This is a genomic window from Trinickia violacea, from assembly GCF_005280735.1.
In the GTDB taxonomy this organism is placed as follows: Bacteria; Pseudomonadota; Gammaproteobacteria; order Burkholderiales; family Burkholderiaceae; genus Trinickia_A; species Trinickia_A violacea.
This window is the reverse complement of record NZ_CP040077.1, coordinates 3879233-3902733: the sequence shown is the minus strand read 5'-3', so window position 1 is coordinate 3902733 and position 23501 is coordinate 3879233. Positions and strand designations below refer to the sequence as shown.

At 62.7% G+C, this 23501-nt stretch carries 14 protein-coding genes; 10 read left to right on the top strand and 4 right to left on the bottom strand.

The window, feature by feature from the left end:
- Window positions 1-538 precede the first annotated feature (538 nt).
- Entirely contained in the window at window positions 539-2296 is a 1758-nt protein-coding gene (locus FAZ95_RS17835; RefSeq protein ID WP_137333659.1) for a S10 family peptidase, read from the top strand.
- 226 nt (window positions 2297-2522) lie between these two features.
- Here FAZ95_RS17835 and FAZ95_RS17830 read toward each other — a convergent pair whose 3' ends face one another.
- Window positions 2523-3311 carry a sulfite exporter TauE/SafE family protein gene (locus FAZ95_RS17830; RefSeq protein ID WP_137333658.1) on the bottom strand — a complete coding sequence of 263 codons (789 nt, stop codon included), beginning with the start codon at window positions 3309-3311 and terminating at the stop codon, window positions 2523-2525.
- Between the two features lie 384 nt (window positions 3312-3695).
- Between FAZ95_RS17830 and FAZ95_RS17825 the strand changes: the two genes are divergently transcribed.
- From FAZ95_RS17825 to FAZ95_RS17790, 7 genes are all read left to right on the top strand, one after another.
- The gene (locus tag FAZ95_RS17825) at window positions 3696-4784 is read left to right on the top strand and encodes a glycosyltransferase family 4 protein (RefSeq protein ID WP_137333657.1); all 1089 of its coding nucleotides are present in this window, start codon (window positions 3696-3698) and stop codon (window positions 4782-4784) included.
- A 133-nt stretch (window positions 4785-4917) separates the two neighbouring features.
- Window positions 4918-13236 carry a hemagglutinin repeat-containing protein gene (locus FAZ95_RS17820; RefSeq protein WP_137333656.1) on the top strand — a complete coding sequence of 2773 codons (8319 nt, stop codon included), beginning with the start codon at window positions 4918-4920 and terminating at the stop codon, window positions 13234-13236.
- Between the two features lie 226 nt (window positions 13237-13462).
- Window positions 13463-14059 carry a hypothetical protein gene (locus FAZ95_RS17815; protein WP_137333655.1) on the top strand — a complete coding sequence of 199 codons (597 nt, stop codon included), beginning with the start codon at window positions 13463-13465 and terminating at the stop codon, window positions 14057-14059.
- 127 nt (window positions 14060-14186) lie between these two features.
- The gene (locus FAZ95_RS17810) at window positions 14187-14432 is read left to right on the top strand and encodes a hypothetical protein (RefSeq protein WP_137333654.1); all 246 of its coding nucleotides are present in this window, start codon (window positions 14187-14189) and stop codon (window positions 14430-14432) included.
- A gap of 99 nt (window positions 14433-14531) precedes the next feature.
- Window positions 14532-14813, top strand: a complete 282-nt coding sequence (locus tag FAZ95_RS17805; RefSeq protein ID WP_137333653.1) for a hypothetical protein — start codon at window positions 14532-14534, stop codon at window positions 14811-14813.
- A 764-nt stretch (window positions 14814-15577) separates the two neighbouring features.
- Window positions 15578-17332 (top strand): ShlB/FhaC/HecB family hemolysin secretion/activation protein, encoded by a 1755-nt coding sequence (locus tag FAZ95_RS17795; RefSeq protein WP_137333652.1) that lies wholly within the window; start codon window positions 15578-15580, stop codon window positions 17330-17332.
- Window positions 17333-17473: 141 nt separating this feature from the next.
- Window positions 17474-18331 (top strand): hypothetical protein, encoded by an 858-nt coding sequence (locus FAZ95_RS17790; RefSeq protein ID WP_137333651.1) that lies wholly within the window; start codon window positions 17474-17476, stop codon window positions 18329-18331.
- 43 nt (window positions 18332-18374) lie between these two features.
- Here FAZ95_RS17790 and FAZ95_RS17785 read toward each other — a convergent pair whose 3' ends face one another.
- The 3 genes from FAZ95_RS17785 to FAZ95_RS17775 all read right to left on the bottom strand — a co-directional run bounded on the left by FAZ95_RS17785 (window position 18375) and on the right by FAZ95_RS17775 (window position 22598).
- Entirely contained in the window at window positions 18375-20768 is a 2394-nt protein-coding gene (locus FAZ95_RS17785) for a ricin-type beta-trefoil lectin domain protein (RefSeq protein ID WP_137333650.1), read from the bottom strand.
- Between the two features lie 139 nt (window positions 20769-20907).
- Complete coding sequence (locus FAZ95_RS17780) at window positions 20908-22386, bottom strand: sodium:solute symporter family protein (protein WP_137333649.1); 1479 nt, start codon at window positions 22384-22386, stop codon at window positions 20908-20910.
- The gene (locus tag FAZ95_RS17775; RefSeq protein ID WP_137333648.1) at window positions 22383-22598 is read right to left on the bottom strand and encodes a DUF3311 domain-containing protein; all 216 of its coding nucleotides are present in this window, start codon (window positions 22596-22598) and stop codon (window positions 22383-22385) included. The genes FAZ95_RS17780 and FAZ95_RS17775 overlap by 4 nt, the downstream gene beginning before the upstream one ends.
- Window positions 22599-22815: 217 nt before the next feature.
- On the opposite strand from FAZ95_RS17775, the gene FAZ95_RS17770 reads away from it, so the two are divergent.
- Together FAZ95_RS17770 and FAZ95_RS17765 are read left to right on the top strand one after the other, a co-directional pair.
- Window positions 22816-23028 (top strand): DUF3820 family protein, encoded by a 213-nt coding sequence (locus FAZ95_RS17770; protein WP_137333647.1) that lies wholly within the window; start codon window positions 22816-22818, stop codon window positions 23026-23028.
- Between the two features lie 162 nt (window positions 23029-23190).
- The gene (locus tag FAZ95_RS17765; RefSeq protein ID WP_137333646.1) at window positions 23191-23487 is read left to right on the top strand and encodes a YXWGXW repeat-containing protein; all 297 of its coding nucleotides are present in this window, start codon (window positions 23191-23193) and stop codon (window positions 23485-23487) included.
- Window positions 23488-23501: the final 14 nt, after the last annotated feature.

Sequence of the window (23501 nt, the reverse complement as noted above, 5' to 3'; positions counted from 1 at the left end):
ACGGGTGAATTCGCTAATCCTAATATCTGCCGATATTGTTAATCGGAGACAATAAATCGGGTTTAGCGATTCCGCATAATTCAATGGCAATCTTTCAAATTACCTTCTGCGGTTTGAGGGAATTTGATGATTGCCTGCTGCAAACCCGTCAATTTCTTTTGTGAAAATGCGTAATCAGTATTGCTGCTGGCCGCCGGCTATTGAATAGCCGCAGTGGCGGGCAGTGCTGTATGCGCGGCAATTGCGTTTCGGCGCAGGCCCGCGCTCGCCCTTACGTAGTCTGCTCGACAAGCCGTTCTGTTTTTCAGCCGTCGACAATTCGGAGAAATTTTCGGAATCAGACTGTTCCGTGCATTTTCTATTTCCAGAAAAATTAATTCGATACAAAACCCAATCGCAATTCATTGCGAGGAGACCGGAATGCTCGGGTAACGCTAATCAAAACACGATGGCGCGGCCCTGGTGTGGAAATCGCTCGGAACTACCCGTTTCAGGCGGTGGTATTCATCATTCTGTTCATAAAAAGGCGATAATAATCATGAAGAAATCGAGGTTCTCGAGAAGCGATTCGCTGTTTTACGGAAGACTACGGGCACCGCTTGCAGCCGCGGCGGTTTCCGCGGTGCTGCTCGTGGGTTGCGGCGGCGGTTCGTCCTCGGGGGCGGGCGGCGCGACGGCCAACACGGCGTCGACAGCCAGCCCCTCTACCGCTGCGCCGCCGCCCGACAAGCCGCTCGTCGATAACGATATCTACGGCTCCGGTCCGAACGATTCGGTGAGCGACGCGACGGAAAGCGCCGCCGTCACGCATCATCAGGTCACGGTCAACGGCAAGACCATCGCCTACACGGCCACAGCGGGCCACCTCGTGACGATCGATGCAAGCACGTCGCAGCCGAACGCGAAGGTGTTCTACGTCGCCTACACGCAAGACAACCCCGATCCCACCAAGCCGCGCCCCGTCACGTTCTTCTATAACGGCGGGCCGGGCTCGTCCGCGGTGTATCTGCTGCTCGGTTCGTTCGGTCCGAAGCGGATTCAGTCGTCGTTCCCGAACTTCACGCCGCCCGCGCCGTATCAGCTGCTCGACAATCCGGACAGCCTGCTCGACCGCTCGGACCTCGTCTTCATCAACCCGGTGGGCACCGGCTATTCGGCGGCGATCGCTCCGTCGAAGAACAAGGACTTCTGGGGCGTGGACCCCGACGCGCGCGAGATCGACCGCTTCATCCAGCGCTATCTGACGATGAACAATCGCTGGAATGCGCCGAAGTTCCTGTTCGGCGAATCGTACGGCACGGCGCGCAGCGCAGTGGTGTCGTGGGTGTTGCATGAAGACGGCATCGAGCTGAACGGGATCACGCTGCAGTCGTCGATCCTCGACTACTCGAACGCGCAAAGCGCGGTGGGCCTGTTCCCGACGCTCGCGGCCGATGCGTACTACCACAAGCGCACGAGCGTCACGCCGACGCCCGCGAGCCTCGACGCGTACATGCAGACCGCGATGAACTACGCGACGAGCACGCTGATGCCGCTCGCGCAAGCGCCGAATCCGCAGGACGGCGGGATGGTCAACGTGCGCCTGAACATGACGCTGCCGGTCGCGCAGCAGATGCAGCAATACCTTGGCATCGATCCGATCCTGCTGATCCAGAGCCAGGGCAATCCGGCGGCGCTCGACCCGAACGCGAACCAGTCGTTCTTCTCGCTCCTCGTGCCCGGCACCGCGATCGGCCAGTATGACGGCCGCGCGACGTCGATCAACACCGGCATCGGTCCGTTCATCCTGCCGGACTCGGGCAGCAACGATCCGTCGATCACCAACGTGGCGGGTGTCTACACGGTCGAATGGAACAACTACCTGAACAACGACTTGAAGTACACGTCGACCTCTGCGTTCGTCGACTTGAACGACCAGGTCTTCAACAACTGGGACTTCAGCCACATCGATCCGACCGGCGCCGCGAAGGGCGGCGGGAACACGCTCTATACGGCGGGCGACCTGGCCGCGACGATGACGCTGAACCCGGACTTGAAGGTGCTGTCGGCGAACGGCTACTTCGATGCGGTGACGCCGTTCTTCCAGACCGCGCTGACGCTCGCGAGCATGCCGGTGGACCCGTCGCTGCAGTCGAACATCACGACGAAGCGCTACCCGTCGGGCCATATGATCTATCTCGACGATCCGTCGCGCGATGCGCTCAAGGCGGACCTCGGGACGTTCTATGACGGCGTGATGGCCGACCGGGTCGCGATGAAGCGCGTGTTGATGCTGCAGCGGCCGCCGAGGCGTTGATGCGGCGCTAGCTTCCCCTTCTTCCTAGCCGCTATAGCAGGCGCATCGCCACCCGGCGATGCGCCTGTCAACGCTTGTGCGGCTTCATAAGCATCGAGGAATTGCTTCGTTTTCCAGGGGGCGCCGCATCCCGTATCGTTCAACCCGTTTTTCGAACAACAAGACAACCGCGACGGGAACTCCAACAATGAAGCGGCTTCCACTCCTCGCCACACCCGCCGGCATGTCAGCCGATCACCAGCTTCACCCCAATCAACGTCAACGTTGCCGCGAGCAGATTGCGCAGCAGCGCATCGGGCGCGCGCGCCGACAGCTGGCTGCCGATCGCGATCCCCGGCAGCGAGCCGACCAGCAGCGACAGCAGCATCGACCAGTCGACCGACCCCAGCAGCCAATGCCCCATGCCCGCGATCAGCGTGAGCGGCACGGCGTGCGCGATATCGGAGCCGACGATGCGCGACGTCGACAGGGTGGGGTAGAGCAGCAGCAGCACGGTGACGCCGATCGCCCCCGCGCCGACCGACGTCAGCGACACGAGCACGCCGAGCACGGCGCCCGTGAGCGCCGTGAGGAGCGCGGTGCGCAGCGGCGCGGGCCCGCTCGCATGGCGCGCCGCGAACGCCGCCAGCTTCGGCCGGAACACGAGCGCGATCGAGGTGATGAGGAGCGCCACACCCAGCACGGTCTGAATCAGCGTCGTCGCGGCGTGCGAGCTCATGCCGTAGCGGTGCAGCAGCCACAGCGTGACGGCCGCCGCGGGCACGCTGCCCGCGGCGAGGCGTCCTGTCACCTGCCAGTCCACCGAGCCCTTGAGGCCGTGCACGAGCGTGCCGGTGGCCTTGGTTGCAGCCGCATACAGCAGGTCGGTGCCGACCGCGGTGGCCGGATGCACGCCGAACACCAGCACGAGCAGCGGCGTCATCAGCGAACCGCCGCCGACGCCGGTCAGGCCGACCAGAAAGCCGACGCCGAGGCCGGAGGCCGAATACATCAGATCGATATGAGGCATGCGCAAAAAGCGGCTGGCGAAGTCCGCGTTGAGTAGGCCGAAACGGGAATAAAGAGCGACATTGTCGCAAAAGCGCGGCCGTGCCGCAGCGCAGCGTTGGGCGTCCCCAGGAATAACATCGTTTCCGTGCACGTTCTTACAAGGTGGCGACCCACATAGTGTCGATTCTGCTAACCGGCGCCGACTGGCGCGAAACGCCATCACGCTCCGGCTGATTTGTACTATCAGATGGCGGGCGTCTTTTATGCTGGTGGCGTTACCTTAGAGGGCCTGCTGACGCTGGAGGCAGGCTGGCTTGTTTGCCTAACTAGCGCGCCGTGCGAGCGGACGGGTTCGCATTGGCATTGCACATGCTTGACGTAGAGGAGTGGGAAGGCCCGGGGACTCATAATGCGAATTCTGCAACTCGTTCTTGCGCCGCGGCTGTCCGGCGCGGAAATGCTGGCCAAGGGGATCGCGATTGGCCATCAGCGAAGCGGTCATAGTGTCTGTCTGGCGTCGCTGCTTCCGCAACACAGCGACTTCGAGCCTCTCAGCCGTGAGCTCGCGGCGCAAGGCGTGACCTGTTTATTTCCCACCCGGACGCACGCGCGCATTGGCCGGCTCCTGTTTCTCTATCGCGCGATTCGCCAGTTCAAGCCGGACATCATCTTCGCGCACTCCACCATTCCCGCGCTCTATGTGCGCGCGCTGCCGCTTTCCGTGCCGATCGTCTGGGTCATGCACTCGGGCGTGAACGACTTCAAGGACAACGTACTGCAGCGCGCCGAGCGGGTGCTGTCGTCGCGCGCGAAGGTGGTGATCGGCGTGTCGCAGAAAAACGTCGACGACTACCTGAAGGAGATCGGCGAGCATCCGTCGCTGGTCGTCGTGCCCAATGGGGTCGACACGTCGCCGTTTGCGACGGTCATGGGCCGCATGCCGGCGCGCAGTCCCGCAAACGACAGCAAGCGCATCGTGCAGATTGGCCGCTATATCCGCGAGAAGAATCACCTCGACACCGTGCGCGCGTTCAAGCGCGTGCTCGAGTTCGAGCCCGACGCGCGACTGCTGCTATGCGGCGTGATCGAGGACGTCGCCTATCACGCGGAAGTCGTTTCGCTCGTCAACGAACTGGGGATCGGCTCGCGCGTCGAGGTGGCCGGGCCGCGTTCGAACGTCGCCGAGATCCTGTGCGCGTCGAGTGCGTTTGCGATGCCGTCGAGCTTCGAGGCGCACAGCATCGGTTTTCTGGAGGCGCTGGCGTCGGAGATTCCGGTCGTCGCCAATGCGATCCCGGCGTTCAGCTTTGCGGGCAGCTTTCCGAGCGTGAGGCTCGTCGATACGACCGATGCCGAGGTCTATGGGCGCGCGCTGGCCGAGGCGCTGCAGCAGCCGCGCGCGGTGCGCCCGCTTGCGGGGCTTACGCTGCAGGATACGGCCGACAGGTATTTGGCGATTGCGCGGCAGGTGTTGGGGTTGAGGGTGGGGTTGCGGTAGCCGTTTTGTGCTTTTTGATTTCAATCGGATAAATCTGATTTTGCGTTTTTGTTGTTCGATGCGAACACGTTGACAGGCAAATGTAATAATTTCGGTTATCGTCTGTGCGCTAAAAGTGTCTGGCGCGAGGACGATGAACAAGAACACCTACCGCCTGGTGTATTCCGGGCTCCGAAGGATGGTGGTCGCGGTTGCGGAGACGGCAACCGCGGCGAGGAAATCGGCGAGTGGTCAAACGTGCGCGCGGCGGTGCTCGCGTGCGCTTGCAGCCGTGTCGTTGCTCGGCGCGCTTCCGGCTGCCGCATTCGCGCAAATCGCGCCGACGCCCGGCACGCCCACCCAGGTGATCCAAACGCCGAACGGGTTGCCTCAAGTCAATATCGCCGCACCGTCCGGCGCCGGTGTCTCGGTCAACACGTACAACCAGTTCGACGTCCAAAGAAACGGCGCGATCCTGAACAACTCGCCGACGATGGTCCAGACCCAGCAGGCGGGCTACATCAACGGCAATCCGAATTTCGCCGCGGGGCAATCGGCCCGCATCATCGTCAATCAGGTCAACAGCACAGCAGCGAGCCAACTCCGGGGGTATGTAGAGATCGCGGGAAACCGCGCCCAAGTCGTGCTCGCCAATCCGGCCGGCATCGTGGTGGACGGCGGCGGCTTCATCAACACGAGCCGCGCTACGCTCACCACGGGGCAGCCGTACTACGGCGCCGATGGCTCGCTTGCCGGATACAACGTGAACCGCGGCCTCATTACCGTGCAAGGCGCGGGCTTGAACGCGGCGAACGTCGATCAGGTCGACTTGATCTCGCGAGCCGTGCAGGCCAATGCGGCGATCTACGCAAAGAACCTGAACGTCGTGACGGGCGCGAACCAAGTCAACCACGACACGCTCTCGACCACAGCGATTCAAGGCGACGGCGCAGCAGCGGGCGTATCGATCGACGTGAGCCAGCTCGGCGGGATGTACGCCGATCGCATCACGCTCGTGGGCACCGAGCGCGGCGTGGGCGTGAGCAACGCCGGCGTGCTGGCTGCGCACGCGGGCGATCTGACGCTGCAATCGAACGGACAGCTCGTGCTCGCCGGCAAGACGAATGCGAGCGGGAATCTGAACCTCGCCGCGCAAGACGGTATCCAGAACAGCGGCACGACGTACGGAGCGCAGAACGTCAGCGTCGCGACAGGCGGTGCGCTGCAAAACGGCGGCACGCTGGCAGCGCAGCGCAATCTCGACGTCACGGCTGCCAGCGTCGCATCGAGCGGCACGCTCGGCGCAGGGGTGAACGCGGACAGCTCGGTGGGGCCGAGCGGTGACCTGAACGTCACGTCAATCGGCCAGCTGAGCGCGACGGGCAAAAACGTAGCGGGCGGCACGCTGTCGTTCACGGGCGCCGGGATCGATCTGTCCGGTGCGCAAACGGCCGCGAATGGCGGCGTTTCGCTGCGCGCGCAAGCCGGCGAGCTCGACCTGAGCGGCGCGGCGACGAGCGCCCGAGGCGCCATCGACGCGCACGCTGCGGGCGCGGTGCGCAACGACCGCGGCACGATGTCGAGCGCAGCCGGTATCGCAATCGAAGCGGGCAGCGTGTCGAACCAGAGCGGGCTGATCTCCGCGGCAGGGCCGCTGACGGTGCGCGCGTCGCACGCGCTTGCGAACCAGGGCGGCACCTTCGTCACCGACGGCGCACTGGCACTGAACGCGGGCGACATCTTCAACCACCAGGGCACGCTGCAAAGCGGCGGCGCGCTGACCGCGTCGGGCGCGTCGCTAGACAATACGGCTGGCCGGATCGTGTCGTTGGGTACTGGTGAGGATGGCGATCTGTCGGTCACGGCCACCGGGCAAGTGACGAACGCAACCGGCACGACCGCGCGTGGGGCTCAAGGCGGCGTAATCGGCGGCAACGGCAACGTGACGGTGCAAGCGGGCTCGCTTGCCAATCACGGTGTCCTCACCGCGCAACGCATGCTGCAAGTCCGCACGGCATCGCTCGATAACCGCGACGGCTTGATCGCCGCCGATCGGCTCGCCATCAAGGCAAGCGACCTGAAGAATGCGCACGGCACGGTGCGGCAATACGGCGGACAGGCGACCGTGCTCGACGTGAGCGGCACGCTCGACAATAGCGGTGGCGGCGCGATCGAGACGAACGGCGAGAGCCTCACACTCGCGCCTGCCGTGTTGAACAACGCGGGCGGCAAGATCATCCACGCGGGCACGGGGACATTCACGCTCGCGCCGAGCGCCGGGACGCTGACCAATACGAGCGGCCGCATCGAAAGCCGCGGCGAGGTGATGCTCACGGCGGCCGCACTCGACAATACGAGCGGGACGATCGCCGCACAGCGCGGACTGTCGGCGACGGTTGCCGGCACGCTGACCAACGCGCAAGGCGTGCTCGGCAGCAACGGCAACGTGGCGCTCACGGCGGCTTCGCTCGTGAATACGAAAGGCGGACAACTGAGCGGCGCAAGCCTGAGCATACGTGCCGACGACTTGAACAACAGCGGCGGGAAGATCGGCACGATCGCCACCAGTGGTGCCGCGATTCGAAATGCTGGCAACGGCGATATCGCCATCACGACGACCGGCGCCCTTTCCAACGCAGACGGCTCAATCGGCGCAACGCGCAACCTCGCCATCACGTCGAGCACGTTGTTTGGTGGCGGCACCTACAGCGCGGCCAACGACCTGACGCTGGCGCTGCAAGGCGACTTCACCAACACGCCGGACTACGAATTCAACGCAGGCCACAACCTCGCGTTCACGCTGCCCGGCACGTTCCGCAACGCGGGCGGCCTGATGAGCGTGAACGACCTGAGCGTCGATGCACGCGGCATCGTCAACAGCGGCGCGATGGCCGCGGGCGGCTGGCTGCGCACGAACTCGAACACACTGACCAACACGGGCGTGCTGGTGGGCGGCAGCGTGTCGCTCGCGGCGGCCTCGACGCTCGCGAACGTCGGCCCAACGGCACTGATCGGCGCCTCGGACAGCGACGGCACGCTCGAACTGCTCGCCAACGATATTCAAAACCGCGACGACACGACGGCGACCGACACCTCCGCGCTAACCGCCATCTACGGCATGGGCCGCGTGGTGCTGGCCGGCGGCAAGGACGCGAACGGCAACTACACGAACGCCTCGCGCATCTTGAATCAGTCGGGGCTGATCCAGTCCGGCGGCGACATGGCGCTGCACGCCGATCTCGTGACGAACACGCGGCGCGAGATGAAGACGGAGTGGACGTCGAATGTCGATGCGGCGCTGCTCGAAAGGTTGGGCATCAGCTTGTCGGGCCGCACGGGCCAAGTGGGTGTGAAAGATCCGCTGAGCATCGGCGGCGTGTATGTGGAGCCGCCGCACGGCGGGGAATACCAAAGCACGTACCAGTACACGACATATACGGGCACGGCGATGGCGAACCTGATCACGAAGATCAGCCCGGCCGCGCAGATCGTCTCCATGGGCAATCTGGATGTCTCGTCGGTGGGCATGCTCCAGAACTACTGGAGCCAGGTGGCCGCGGCGGGCGACATGGCGACGGCGGCGGCTTACGATTCGAATGGCTGGCATGCCACGGGTCAGGAGGCGCCGCAAATCCGGGTGACCTACACCGGCAAATATTGGTATCGCAACTACGACGGCACGAAGTTCTGGAGCTATTCGTTCTGTAACGATCCGGGCTGCAACGCGCCGGCCGACGTGAAGAAAAACGGCTTGCCCGACTACGCCTCGACCCTCGTCGCGAACGGCACGTTGAGCGGCACGGGCGTGAGCATCAACAACCCGGGCAGCAACGCGTCGATGCCATCGCTGGGGCTGCCGCCGGGCGTGGACGTGAGCAAGGTGGGCGGCGGCGTAGACCCGCTGATCGCGAGCGCGACCGCAGTCAGCGTACTGAGCAACCTGACGATTCCGCAGGGCGGCCTGTTCAAGCCGACGACGGTGCCGGGCGCAACGTACCTGATCGAAACGAACCCGGCGTTTACCAATCAGCGCAGTTTCATGTCGAGCGACTATTACCTGCGGCAACTGGGACTGAACCCCGATCAGATCGCAAAGCGCTTGGGCGACGGCTTCTACGAGCAACAGCTCGTGCGCAACCAGATCACGTCGCTGACGGGCAAGGCCGTGCTCGGACCGTACACGAACATCGAGTCGATGTATGGCGCGCTGCTCGCTTCGGGTGCGGCGCTCGCGCAAGCGCTGAACCTGCCGCTCGGGGCGAGCCTGTCCGCCGAGCAGGTCGCGCAGTTGACGAGCAGCGTGGTCCTGATGGAGACGCGCATCGTCGACGGCCAAACGGTGCTCGTGCCGGTCGTCTATCTGGCGAAGGCCGATCAGCAGGATATGCGCAACGGCCCGCTGATCGCGGCGCGCGACATCGATCTGAAGAACACGCAATCGTTCGTCAACAGCGGCACGGTCAAGGCGACGAACAGCCTGTCGATCGACGGCGCGAGCATCGACAACCGCTACGGCACGCTGCAAAGCGGCGGGCTGATGGCGCTGACGACGACGGGCGATGTCGATCTGACCTCGGCGAACGTGAAGGCGGGGAGCCTCTTCTTGAACTCGGGCGGCGACCTGATTCTCGATACGGCGACGAAGACGACGAAGCAGGTCAATGCCGATGGCGCGACGCGTGTGAACACGACGCTCGGGCCGATCGCGCAGCTCGATGTGGCGGGCGACGCCGCAATCATCACGGGCGGAGACTTCCGGCAGAACGCGGGGGCGCTGTCGGTTGGCGGCAACCTCGGGATGCAGATCGGCGGGGATTGGACGCTTGGGACGCAGGAGGTGGGCGAACACAAAGTCGTGGCGCGCGATCAAGGGATTAGCGGCATCTCGAATACGGATATCCGCAGCGCCGTGGGCAGCAGTGTGACGGTCGGAGGGGCTTCGGCGATTGCGGTGGGTGGTGATTTGACCGCGCGCGGCGCGCAGATCGATCTGGGCGGCGGCGGGACGATCGCGGCGCAAGGCAATGTGTCGCTGCTCTCGGCGAGCGCAACCTCGATGGTGGACAGCTCGAGTGCGGGGAGCGGCAGCGGGCGCAGTTATGCGGAGACGTATTACTCGTTGGATCAGACGCTCACGGGCACGACGCTGACGGGCGGCGATACGGTGAACATCGTGTCGGGCAAGGACATCACGCTTCAAGGCAGTGCGATCAGCCTCGATAAGGGTAATGCGAACTTGCTGGCGGCGGGGGATGTGACCATCGGCGCCGCGAGCGAGACGCATGCGCTCAAGACCGATGAAACGCATAGCCACAGCGGTGTAGCGAGCGGCTCGAAGGTGGCGAGCGGGATCGACCAGACGGCGACGTACAGCATCGGCAGCATGGTGTCGGCCGATGGCGTGAACGTGGTGAGTGGGCGGGATATCAACGTTGCGGGCAGCACGATCGTGGGCACGAACGATGTCGCCCTCGCTGCTGCACGCGATGTGACGATTACGACCTCGCAGGACACCATGCGGTCGTCAGAGTACTACCAGAAGAAAGAGACGGGGCTGATGTCCGGTGGCGGGTTCGCGGTCTCGGTGGGCTCGCAATCGACCAAGGATCAGCAGCACAGCACGTCCGTCATCAACACCAGCAGCAACATCGGCTCGCTCGCGGGTAATCTGACCATCGCGGCCGGCAACGATTTGCACGTGACGGGCAGCAATCTGATTGCTGCGCAGAACATCAGCGGCACGGGCGCGAATGTCATCATCGACGCTGCACAAAACTCGAATCATTACGACCGCACGCACGAAGTCTCCAAGAGCGGCGTGACGGTTGGCTTGGCGGGCAGCGTGGCGGAGTCGGCCTCCAACGTGGTGAATCAATCACGCGCGGCGAGCAACAGCCGGGACGGTCGCGCGGCAGCCTTGCACGGCGTTGCCGCGGCGGGCAATGCCGCGATGACGGTGGCGGGCGTGACGGGCGGCGCATTGGCTGGCCCGAACCCGAGTCTCGCGGTCCAGGTGAGCGTGGGCTCGTCGCACAGCAAAGATACGTTCTCCGAAGACCAGATGACGCACACGGGCTCGTCGGTGATGGCCGGTGGCACGACCGCGTTCGTGGCGACGGGCAATCCCACAGGGACTTCCTCCGGGCGCGGTGCGCCCGGCAGCGGCAACATCACGATCGCGGGCTCGAACGTGAGCGCAAGCGATGTGATTCTGGCGGCGAAGAACCAGATCAACCTCATCAATACGACCGATACGGATTCGACGCGCAGCACGAACGAAGCGAGCAGCGCGAGCGTGGGGGTGTCGTTCGGCACGAATGGGTTCGGTGTGTCAGCGGCGATGTCGAAAGCGCACGGCGACGGCAACAGCGATGCGCAGATCCAGAACAACACTCACGTGATCGGCGCGAACAGCGTGACGCTGGTCTCCGGGGGCGATACGAACCTAATCGGCGCGAACGTGAGCGGCAACACGGTGCTGGCCGAGATCGGCGGCAACTTGAATGTCGCGAGCGTGCAGGATGTGACCACGAGCGCGGCGCATCAGAGCAGCATGGGCGGGGGCTTTAGCATCAGCCAGGGCGGGGGCAGCGCGAGCTTTAGCGCGTCGCATGGGGACGCGAGCGGCTCGTACGTGGGAGTCAATGAGCAGGCGGGTATCCAAGCGGGCGACGGCGGATTCAACATCAACGTGAAGGGCAATACGGATCTGACCGGCGCTTACATCACGAGTGCGGCCGATGCGGAAAAGAACAGCCTGAGCACGGGGACGCTCACGTTCTCGGATCTGCAAAACCATTCGGATTACAGCGCGTCGAGCAGCGGCTTTAGCGCGGGGGCGGTGAGCGGCGCTGGCGGTGTGACGCCGATGCTGAGCCAGCACGACAGCGGCAGTGAGAGCGCGGTAACGCAAAGCGGCATCGGTGCGGGGACGATCAACATCACGGATCAAGCCAATCAGACGCAAGACCTTGCCAGCCTGAACCGCGAGACGTCGAACTTGAACGGAACGATGTCGAAGCTGCCGGATGTGAAGGAACTACTTGCGGATCAGGCGGACATGATGAGCGCGGTGCAGGCGGCGGGTCAGGTGGTGGCGCAGGGGATTGGTGCGTATGCGGACCAGAAGCAGAAGGAGGCGCAAGCCAACGCGAAAATGGCCGCCGATACGGGCAACCCTGAGTTGGCTGCGCAGTGGCAAGCGCAGGCGGATACGTGGAGTGAAGGTGGGGCAAACCGCATTGCGCTGCACGTGGGAGGTGGGGCGCTGATCGGGGGCCTGGGTGGTGGCGGTATTGGCACGGCTGCGCAAGGCGCGGCGGGTGCGGGATTGGCCGCTGCGTCTGCAGGTAAGCTAAACGGCTTGGCGGACAACGTAGGCGATGCAACGGGTTCGCCGACGTTGGGCAACATCGCGTCGAATGCGATTGCGGGTGCGGGCGGCTTCTTGATTGGCGGTAGTGCGGGGGCTGTGACAGCGGCCAATGCGGATCTTTACAACAGGCAGTTGCATCCTGAAGAGAAGAAGTGGATTAACGAAAAAGAAGCGGCGTACGCGAAGAGATATGGTCTGACGCTCGAACAGGCGCATAACGAACTGACGACGCAGGCGAATTTGCAGGTGCAGAATGGTTCGCCGGGGACTTGGAATCAGCGCGCGAGCGAATTTTTGAATCAGGCACATGGGATGTTGCCGGCCGATGGTAATAGCGGCCCCGGCTACATGTTCTATGCCACGCCCGATCAAAAAGCGAACCCGAATATTTATGCCGGGTATTACTCCAACGGCGTGGGGCTGAATAAGCCGGCGGCTGGCGATATCGCGAATTCAGTGAATCGGGAAGCGGCCTATCGTGATGCCTATACGAAGGGAACGTGGGCGGCAGCGGGCGCGGCAGCTGGTTTGGCGCTCGCGGGGCCGGCGGCGGCGATTCCGGGCGTGCCGATCTTTAGTTCGGGCGGGGCGCTCGGTTCGGGAGCGTGGGCGTCACCGATGGGTACAGGTGTGATCAGTGCCGGCATCAACGTCGGTGCGCAGTATGCGCAGAACGGCACGGTCAATCCGCTTGATGTGGCCAGCGCGTTTGCGACCGGCGCGGGAGGCACCTATGGCGGGCTGCTATGGAACGTTGGCGTGAATGCCGCTGGTGGAGCAACGACGGTTTTGCTGAACAATATCTTGCAAGGCAAGAATGACAGTGCGATTGGTGCAGGTATTACCGCTGGGTTGTTTAGCTCGCTTGGCTACGGAATAGGCAAGCTCGGCGAATCCACATTCAACTCCGCAATCAGACCGACAATTAATAACTCTGGCGGCTGGGCTGGCAGTGGCGCGTGGTCCGGTAGTGGCTGGAATATGTTTAGGCCAAATGGCGCAGGTGTAGTTGTCGGGACAACTGCTGGAGGTATGGGCCAAGAAGTAACGAATTCCGCGGCTGGAAATCTTCCTGGTATTAGCGGAGGAAAAAAATGATGCGCTGGATGGTTGCTGGCATTGCGGTATGGCTAATTTGCGTTGGTGGATTTTACTTGATGTGGGTAATTGGGCTTGGAATAAATTGTCTTTTTATAGCTGGCTGCCCCAGTCAGATCAACGCAAAACTTTTGCTCACGGCCGTAAACGGGAAAAGCGTTCTAGTAAGAGGGTCGCTATCAGCATTGGTAGTGATTGCAATTTCCTGTATTAGGCGAAGACGATCATGAAGTCGAACCTTTACAGCCGGCAGTTGCATCCTGAAGAGAAGACGCTGGCCAAGCAGTTGGCCAACAAGAGCGGCGGGCTGTATACGCAGCAACAGATTGAAGACCAGATGCGCCTCATTGGCGTGTACGTCGATGGTGGCTATTCCCCTGGCATCCCGGCTGTTCTGAATGGGCAGGCGCCGACCGACCCGGGCGCCATGTGGATTTCGACGGGGCTGACTGAGAACGGAAGGCCTTTGATGATTCAATCGTTAGCCAGTCCCGACCCGACATTGCAGGCGTATATCCGGGCGAATGCAAATTCCGCGGCGCCGGGTAATGTGCCGAGCGTCTTTACGTATGAGCATGCACCGAATCAGATTGATTGGAATTCTGTGAGGAATACGATGGCTGATGCGGCGGGGATGATTTCGACCAATGCGGGGCGTGTCAGTGTCGCCGCAGGTGCAGCGGCTGCGATCCTGGGACCGCACACACCTAGGGCTGTGACATTATCGTTTAGCTCGGCTGTTGTTAGTCTTGGTGCGAGCGGTGTGCAGCAAATGCTAAATCCCCAACCGTGGAAATTTGGATTTGATAGCTTTGTCGATTAGGGATCGTTCTATGCGGCCGATAGATATCCGATAGCTGGCCCAGTTTTCACCGAGATAGGGGAAGTGATAAAGAATTCAGACTGGGCAAATCAGATTAAAGCTCCTTCGCAGAAATAGTGAGGTACTCGTGAAACTAGTTGAAGATGGAAATCTATCGCTTCCAGTTCGAACTATCTTCGTAGTTCTGGGAATTTCGATTGGTGCGGTCAGTTTCATTTGGGTGAGATCGATTCTCTTGATGTCTATAGGTCTGGCCATTGCGGCTATTGGCGGAGATGCAAGCAAGGCGCATCAACTGAGCATCAAGCCGTTCGACAATAGCTATAAGAAGGCGCGCGAGAGCTACAAGGTGAAGGGCGACGAAGAGGATTAATCGATGTAGAAGCGACGAACTCAGCAGTGCTGGACAACCGGCAGTTGCATTCGGAGGGACGAACGCTGGCGAAACATGTCGCGGACAAGGGTGACGAGCGTGGTGTCGACCAATGCAGGCCGTATCAGTGCAACGATGGGTGCAGCACTATTCGTTCCCGGGCCACATCAGCCTAGTGCGTTGACGACAGCAGGCGGGGCGGTGATGGTTAGTTTTGCGGCTGAAGCTGTAGCGCAGGTGCTCAAACCAGATCCCATTGGGATGTACAAGGACAACTTCATGATTGGTATACCGGCTAACGTACTAGCGTATAGGTTCCCGATGCAAGGCTCTGTGATCAATGAAGTTGCAGAAAAAATTAAGGCGGAAACCAAGAAATGAAAATTTTGGAGAATGGGAATCTGTCTAAACCGGTTTGCGACATATGCATAGTGCTTGGCATTGGGCTGATATGGGGGGCTTATTTATTTAACAGCGATGTGAGTAATCCCATGCAGTGGATATGCATATCACTTGGTACGCTCGTAGGCGCACTAGGCGGGGCGTGTAGTTTGGTGCGTAGGGCTGGCGTCAAACTCTTCGGCGCCAACTGGAAAAAGATTCGCAAGACCTACGAAAAGAAGGAGGGCGACGCGTGAGGTTTTTGGCAGGAAGTGCAGATCGCTACAACCGGCAGCTTCATCCGGGAGAGAGGACATTGGCGAAGCAGTTGGCTGAAAAGAGCGACGGTAAATACACGCAGGCCCAGATCGAGGATCAAATGCGCATCATCGGTGCGTCGCCAAATGGGCAAGTTCGGGATGGAATTTGCTTGCGCCAAGTAACTGATTGGAGCTGGGCCGACGAAGCGCGAGGGCTGGTTCGTCTTCCTCGGAATCGTCCTAGTCGCTGCTGTAGTTGTCGCGCTTTTGTGGAGTGCTCGCGGAAGCCCCATTCATTGAGATGCGTTAAGAACGAAGCTTTGTATCGTTAATTCCTGATCAGCCGACACACGTTCGAATCATCGGGGAACATTTATCTCAAAAAGGTAGGAATCCTATGAAATCACGCAAAAAACTGACAACCGCCACAGCACTCACAGCCGCGGCCCTGATATCCACCTTGCTCCCCGGTTGCGCAACCGAAACCTCCCAAGTCCTGCAAGTATGAAAATCACATCGAGGCTCGCGGCGCTGCCGCTCGCCCTGGCATCGTTCGCGCTCAACGCACAGCAGCACGCGCCGACTCCGGCCGAAGCTGCCGCCCGCGCCAACGCGGAGCAACAACAGCAGCTTCAGCAGAAGCTCGACGCGCAGCAGCGTGACGCAACGGTAGAAGCGCCTTCGGTACGCTCGGAAGTGCCGAGCGCCGAAACATATCCGGCATTGCCTGCCGAAGCGCAGTGCTTTCGAATCGACCGTTTCTCGCTCGACGTTCCGGACACGTTGCCCGCTGTGGTCAAGTCGCAAGGCGCATCCGCTTTGCCGCAAGACCGGTTCGCCTTCGCTCGCGAATGGCTCGAGCATTACGCAGGCGCCTGCGTCGGCAAGCAAGGCATCGATGTGCTCGTCAGGAGCCTGTCCCAGCAGATTCTGAGTCGTGGCTACATCACGACGCGCGTGCTGCTGCCCGAACAGGATTTGTCGAGCGGCACGTTGAAGTTCGCCTTGATTCCCGGTGTGATCCGTCGCATGCATTTCACCAACGAGACGCTTCGCGGCACTTGGAAAACGGCGTTTCCCACGCGCGACGGCGAGCTGCTGAATTTGCGGGACCTGGAACAAGGCTTGGAGCAAATGAAACGCGTGACGAGCCAGGACGTTTCGATGCAGATCGTCCCTGCCGATGTCCCCGGCGAAAGCGACGTCGTGCTCGACGTCAAACGCGTTAAGCCCTGGACCGTCGTCGCGTCGCTCGACAACTCGGGCACGCGCGCAACCGGCAAGCTGCAAGGCAACTTGTCGGTCGGCATCGACAACCCGCTGGGCGTGAACGACATCTTCAACATTGGGGTGAACCAGGATCTCGAACTCGGCGATAAGCGGCTTGGCTCGCACGGTTGGAACGGCTTCTACTCGATCCCGTGGGGCTCCTGGACCGCGACGCTCTCCGCCAACACGAACACCTACTACCAGCAGATCGCTGGCGTGAATCAAATCTTCGTCGCCAGCGGCAATTCGCAGACAGTCGACGCGAAGCTGCACCGCGTGCTCGCGCGCAGTCAGAACGACGTATTCGGCGTGCAGTTCCGACTCTCGCGCCGCTTCGGCAAGAGCTTCATCGAAGACACGGAAATCCCGCAGCAGCGCCGCAACAATACGTTCGTCGAAATCGGCCTGACCGACCGTCACTACTTCGGCGGCTCCCAGTTCGACGGTTCGCTCGCCTACCGTCAAGGCATCGGCGCATTCGGCGCGCAGGAAGACGTGCTCGCGCCGGGCGGCGGCCCGACCTACCGCTACAAGATGGCGGTGCTCGACGCGAATCTCTCCGCGCCGTTCGCGATCGGGCAGCAGCCATTCAGATACGTGTCGACGCTCCACGGCCAATACACGGGCAACACGCTCTACTACATCGACGACCTCACGATCGGCAGCCGCTACACGGTGCGCGGCTTCGACGGCGAGACGATGCTCGCCGCGGCACGCGGTCTTTATTGGCGCAACGAATTGCAGATGCCGATCGCGCGGACGGGGCACGCGATCTATGCGGGGCTGGACTATGGCCGCGTCTGGGGGCCGCAGTTGGTTGCTCTCGTCGGCACGCAATTGGCGGGGGCGGTGGTCGGCGTGAAGGGCAGCGTGGCGACGCGTTTCGGCGCCTACGCTTACGACCTGTTCGCCGGCACGCCCGTCTACAAGCCCTCGGGCTTCGATACCACGCGCGTCACGTTTGGTTTTCAAGGAACGGCCCAGTTCTGACTTTTCAATCAACAGGAAATACTCCCGATATGTTTCGTATGTCATCGCGGCGCCTGTAACGATCGCCCAATCGTTCGCGAATAACCCCCTTTCTTAAACCCATCTTCCCGATGAAATCGGGAGAAATTGGAGACCGATACCATGAAAAAAACCTTTCGCTCGACCTGCCTGTTTTCAGCTGGACTTATCGTGTCGGCGCTTTCAGCCTGTGGCGGCGGAGACGATGTCAGTCCGTCTGGTGCTGAGGCATCGGCACCAGCGCCGTCACCAGCGCAACCTGCTGCTCAAGCAGCATGTCGGCCGAACGGCAATTTCGCTTATTCGGGTTCCGCTTCTCAAGTCGCGGCGAACAACGGCCAACTGGCCGTGATAGTCGTGCCGAGTTTGCCGAGCGATGTTTCGAAGGGCAGACACATGACGGCGCCGAACGCGCCCGCATCGAGTCAGGTTCAGCAGACAAGCGGCGCGTTTACTACGCTCGCGTCCTCGGCGGCGGCAACCGATTGTCTGGGGCTCGACCACGGGACAGTGTCGGAGATCCAGAGCGTCGGAACCGATGTGGCGATCGGCCGGTGGAATCAGGCGAAGGACACGGACGGCAATACCTATACCAGCCAGCAAGGTGTTCACTACGCGGTGGGTACGCCCCTCTCGCTGTCGGCGACGAGCGGCACACTCGCCTGTACGCAGTTGATCGCCGACACGGTGGCGAGCAATGACGGTGGCGCAACGGGCACGCTCGGAACGAGCTCGGCTACGCTCGATCTCGGGACGCGTACGCTCAACAATCTGAGCCTGTCGATCAATCTCGCGAATACTCAGTACGCGCTGACGAACACCCAGGCGCCGTTAAACGGCGTCTCGACGACCGGGCAACTGTCCGTTCAGTCGGTCGTCGTAGGCCACGATGCGACACAGCCGTTGATTGCCGTTGGTTACTCGGCCACGTTGCCGAATACAGTGGGGATTGGTGGCGTCATGGTGTTGTCGTGCAAGTGACGAGCGCCAGATAGCACTGGATCGTCGGCATGGTCTTTCGATTTCACTGCCGCAACCGATCCAGCCGCATCGTCTCCGTGAAGAGGCCGGGCAGGCTGCCCCAGTCGTCGGCGGGGCCGAGCTTCGGGTCGCGCGAGATCGCGTAGCCGATCAGGCCCGGTGCGCCGCCCGTGAAGTAGTAGTCGCCGATGACCGCATTCACGCGCTTGAAGAGCACGAGCGTTTGTCCCGCGTAAACGCCGGCTGCATGCTCGACTAGCGCGGGAATCTCATCGGCCCACGACACGTCATCGAGCGTCGCCACACGTACCGGCTCGCCAAAGCGCGCCCCGCCTTTCATCATCCACACATCGATATTCGCGTGATTCCCGGCGCTCGGATTGCGCGCCGAGAGCACGAGCAGATCGTCGATGCCATCGCCGTCAATGTCCCCTGTGGTCGCTTTCGCGAGCGATGCCGGAAAGCCGCTGAACTGCTGCGCGCGGATGTCGCCGCTGAAGGCGCTGCCTGAACTCGCGAGTTGCGTTAGCGCGAGGCCGGAATCCGAACGTTCGAGCGCCAGCAGACCCGTGCGCGGCGAACCGGCGATGCGCGCCGCGAGGAACTGCGTGCCGCTGGAGAGGCCCGATGCCGCCATCCAGAGCGCGGGATCGCCGCCCGTCAGGCCGTTGCCCGCGAGCACCCACAAATCGAGTCCGGACGCATGGCGTTGCGCGACCATCACGTCGGCGCGGCCGTGCCCGCTGAAATCGGCGGCGACGTATTGCTGCGCGAGCGCGGGCATGAGTGCCGAGGTGCTCTGGTACCACAGACGCGGTGCTTCAAACCCCTTGCCCGTGCTGCGCATAAGCCAGAACGCCGTGCCGCCGTTACGCGGCGCAATCGCCATCAAGTCGGCGCGGCCGGTGCCCTCGAAATCGGCGATCAGGAAGCGCGTGCTGTCGAAGCAGAGCGTGTCGCCGGTGCAGGTGGGCTGGATCGACGTGTAGTCGAACGGCACCGCGTTCACGTACCAGGGCGCGGCGTGCGCGCCGGGCGCGAGGTCCGCGACCCAGACGTCGAAGCCTGGCCCGTCGTGGCGTCGCTCGACGACCACCGCGCTCGGCTTGCCGCTGCCCGTCACGTCGCCGTACATCGCGCCCGCGAGCCGCAGGTCGGTCCATTGCGAATGCGGCGTCGGCGCCCAGCGGTATTCGGTCGTGAGCGGCGCGCATGCGCCGATCGCGAGTTGACCGTCCTTCTCGCCGAGACAGTGACGCAACGGCGTATAGACGAGCCCGAAGTCCCACGGCGTCCAGCGTTGCGCGATCGCCGACGGGTCGCACTTTTCTTCGACGAGTCCGGCGCCGCGCTCGGCGACGCACAGCCACGACGATTCGCTCACAAGCGTCGCGTCGTGCGGATTGCCCGGGTAGCTGATGACGGGCTGCCAGCGCCAATCCTGCGCCGGGCTTTCGTCGCAGGCCGCGAGATAGGGCGGCTTGCCCGCGCCGCCCGAGGTCAGGCATTGGCTCGTGTAGGCGTTGACGAGATTGAGCTTGCGCGGCTCGAAGTCGGGCTCCGGATGATGGGTTTGTCCTCCGAACGAATAGCGGCGCGCGACCCAGTTGCCGTTCCACTGATACTCGCCGAACACGTGCGTCGCCTGGTTGCCGTCGATCGTGAAGTAGCTCGCCACCTCGTCGCGCTTTTGCTGCACCTCGGCGGCGGGCACGTTCATCGGCAGGGCGCCCGTCGGATAGGTGAGGTGGTAGCGAATCGGCACGTTCAAGCCGAGGCTTTGGGCGACGTTTCGGGTGATGCGCGCGGAGTAGATGTGGTCGGGGTGCTCGATGAACGGCACGGTGTCGGGGTTCAGCGTGTAGATCTCGGTGGCGGGCTTGAGGATCTCGCCGAGCGTCGCGATCAAATCGGCGCGGCTGTAGTGGGTGGCGCCGGAGCCGTCGTCGTTCATCGGGTAGCTTGCGATCGTCGCGTTCTCGTCCCACAGAAGTCCGAGCGGCACGCGGCCGCCGCGCACCTGTCCGCCCGGCAGGCGGATTTCGAGCAGCTTCACGCGCGGCTGCTGTTTCAACACCATCTGATGCACCGGCTTGCCGGCGATGGTCACCGTCGATTGGTCCCAGTCGTTGGCCACGCCGACCATGCGTGCGTACGTTTGCCGGATCGCTTTCTCGCGCGTGAGGACGTAGTCGAACGGCCCGCTGTCCGCGCCGCCGATCAGATGCACGGTGACGATGCACCAGCCCGCCTCGATGTGCTCGCTGATGCCGGGGTTCACGAAGAGAAGGTCGTCGTCGAGGTGGGCGACAACGGTGACGAGCGTGCCGGCCCGGCAATCGGCATCGGCGGCGTGAGCGGCGCGCGGGGCGAGGGCCGTGAGGCTTGCCAGCGCCCAGAGCAGCAGTGAGATCAGTGAGGACTTCGTGGACCGCATTGGCTCCCCGGACTGGCGTTTGGCCGTTCGGCCCTAAGCTTACCGGGGGGCATCGACGTTGTACGTGGGCGAGCGCACTTTCGTCATACATGAGGGCCGATGAAAGTGCGCACCCGTTCGAGCTCAATGCCTCAATGCCTCAATGCGTAGGCGCATGCGTCTGCTGCGCCGCCGAGCGCGGTTGCGTGATCGCGCTCACCACGAGCAGCACGATGATGTTCAACGTGAGCGCGAGAAAGCCGATGTTGAGGTCCTTCAAGCGGTCCGGCAGGAACGGGAACAGTTGTCCGACGCTCGCCTTCGTGAGCGTCGTGTACGTGACCATCGCCACACCCGCGACGATCCCCGCGAACGCCCCTTGCTTCGTCACGCGGTTATGCGCAAAGAGACTGCACACCACAGCCGGGAAAAGCTGCGTGACGAAGCTGTAGCCCATCAGGAGGAGCGCGACGATCGTCTCGCCGCCCTTCAACGTGAACCCGACCGCCACGAGCGCGATCACCGGCACGAGCACGCGCGCGAGCTTCGCGACTTGACGGTCGTCGGCTTGGCGGTTGAGCGCGCCGCGATAGACGTCGTTGGCAATCAGCGTGGCGGCGGTGATGAGGATCATCGAGCCGGGCACGAGCGCGGTCAGCACGCCCGCCGCGCCGACCACGCCGACGAACCACGGGTCGAAGGTCTGCAGCGACAGGCGAAACAGCGACAAGTCGATATCGCTGCCCTTCAAGCCCGGTATCTTGAGGACGGCCGCAAAGCCGCAGAAGAACACGAACAGCAGGATCAGCTGATAGATCGGCAGCACGGCGGCGTTGCGGCGGAAGATGCGCTCGTCCTTCGCGGTGAACACCGAGCCGAACGTATGCGGCCACATGAAGAAGCCGAGCGCGGTGAGCAGCACCGTCGACTGGAACCAGGTGACGCTCATGCCCTTGTCGGGGAACGTCAGGAAACCGGGCTTGGCGGTGTCGATCGCATGGAACATGCTGCCGAGGCTGCCGTAGTAGTGGATCGGCAGATAGATGCCGAGGAGCAGCACGACGCCGAGGATCATCAGGTCCTTCACGACCGAATTCCACGCCGAGCCGCGCACGCCCGAGACGATCACGTACGCCGTGACGACAATCGCGCCGATCCAGACTGCGGCCGTCGACGAGATCGCGCCGTACGAGGTCGTCGACACGATGATGCCGAGCCCCTTGAACTGCAGCACGAGATACGGAACCAGCGCGGCCACGTCGACAAGCGCGACGAGCACGCCGAGCGCCGGGCTCGTGTACTTGCTCGCGAGGAAGTGCGGCTGCGAGACGAGCCGGTTCGCTTTCGCGTAGCGCCAGATCGGCGGCAGCAGCCAGTACGAGAGGATGTAGGCGAGCGTCGCGTACGGCAGGATGTAGAAGACCGCCGCACCCTTGCCGTAGGCGAAGCCGCTGCCGCCCAAGAACGTGAACGTCGTGTAGATTTCGCCTGCCATCAGCAGGAACACGAAGGCGGTGCCGAAGCTGCGTCCGCCCACCGACCACTGTTCGAGATTCATGTCGTGGCCGCGCTTGGCGCGCACGCCGAGCATGAGCGCGAGGAGCGCGGCGCCCGCGATGATGATGAGTGCGCTGCTCATGAGCGGGCCTCCTCGGCAACTCCGGCGCCCTTGCGGTTGGCCGGGTCGAGCCGGTAGACGAGCGCCATGATGCACGCTGTCAGCACGACCCACATCACGATCCAGGCAAGCACGAGCGGCATGCCGAGAATGAGCGGTTCGACTTGGTTGAAGAACGGAACACCTAGCAGAATGCCGATGAACGGCAAGGCGGCGAGCAGCCGGAGCAACATGGTGGGGGTCTCCTCGAACGTGTGATGACGTCTCGCGTAGTCGGTCTTTTCTGGGCCTTGGTACTTAAAACAGACCCCGTGACTCTAGTCCGGAAGTATTTGGCGCGTAAAGGCTGTCAATATTCCTGAAGGCGATTTGAAAGTGCTGCGTAGCACTATCGGAATGACGAAACGCGGATGAAGCCCGCGCGCGATGGCGCAATAATTCGACGAAACGATGAACCCTGAACACTTGAAACTGCTGGTCACAAGAGTCATGCCTTACGGCAAATACAAAGGCCGGCTCATTGCCGACCTGCCTGGGCATTACCTGAATTGGTTCGCGCGTGAGGGCTTCCCGCGCGGCGAGCTGGGCAGCCTGCTCGCGCTGATGCATGAGCTCGACCACAACGGCCTGAAGCCGCTGCTCGATCCGCTGCGGGAGAAGTGACGCAAGCCGGCCGGCGGCAACACGCAGCAAGATGCGGTCACGCTCGGCTCCTGAGGGAAAACGCGTAAAGAAAATTTTTCAAAGCAAGCGACGGTTTTTTCCGCCTCGTCCGTTCAACAGACAACGAGGCTCTTCGGCAACCGATTCCAGCGGAGAACACGCATGAGACTTTCCCCCGTCGCGCGGCTCGTGGCCGCGGCCGTGACGTTGTTCGCGGCATCCGGCGCGTTTGCGCAAGTCGTCATCGCGCCGATGGCGCCGCCGCCGCCTCGCGTCGAGGTCGTGCCGGGGCCGCGGGCGGGCTATGTGTGGGACCCGGGCCATTGGCGCTGGGTCGGCGGCCGCTATGTCTGGGTAGGGGGCCACTGGCAGCCGGTGCGTCCGGGCGTGAGGTGGGTGCCGGGTCATTGGGCGCCGTACCGCGGGACCTGGCGCTGGATACCCGGGCACTGGGCTTGACGCGAGAGACCCTC

Excerpts from the sequence above, each read along its gene's own strand:
- FAZ95_RS17780 (WP_137333649.1), bottom strand. The coding sequence starts at position 22,386 with ATGAGCAGCGCACTCATCATCATCGCGGGCGCCGCGCTCCTCGCGCTC.
- FAZ95_RS17815 (WP_137333655.1), top strand. The coding sequence starts at position 13,463 with ATGAAGTCGAACCTTTACAGCCGGCAGTTGCATCCTGAAGAGAAGACG.
- FAZ95_RS17795 (WP_137333652.1), top strand. The coding sequence starts at position 15,578 with ATGAAAATCACATCGAGGCTCGCGGCGCTGCCGCTCGCCCTGGCATCG.
- FAZ95_RS17790 (WP_137333651.1), top strand. The coding sequence starts at position 17,474 with ATGAAAAAAACCTTTCGCTCGACCTGCCTGTTTTCAGCTGGACTTATC.
- FAZ95_RS17775 (WP_137333648.1), bottom strand. The coding sequence starts at position 22,598 with ATGTTGCTCCGGCTGCTCGCCGCCTTGCCGTTCATCGGCATTCTGCTA.
- FAZ95_RS17770 (WP_137333647.1), top strand. The coding sequence starts at position 22,816 with ATGAACCCTGAACACTTGAAACTGCTGGTCACAAGAGTCATGCCTTAC.
- FAZ95_RS17835 (WP_137333659.1), top strand. The coding sequence starts at position 539 with ATGAAGAAATCGAGGTTCTCGAGAAGCGATTCGCTGTTTTACGGAAGA.
- FAZ95_RS17825 (WP_137333657.1), top strand. The coding sequence starts at position 3,696 with ATGCGAATTCTGCAACTCGTTCTTGCGCCGCGGCTGTCCGGCGCGGAA.
- FAZ95_RS17820 (WP_137333656.1), top strand. The coding sequence starts at position 4,918 with ATGAACAAGAACACCTACCGCCTGGTGTATTCCGGGCTCCGAAGGATG.
- FAZ95_RS17765 (WP_137333646.1), top strand. The coding sequence starts at position 23,191 with ATGAGACTTTCCCCCGTCGCGCGGCTCGTGGCCGCGGCCGTGACGTTG.
- FAZ95_RS17785 (WP_137333650.1), bottom strand. The coding sequence starts at position 20,768 with ATGCGGTCCACGAAGTCCTCACTGATCTCACTGCTGCTCTGGGCGCTG.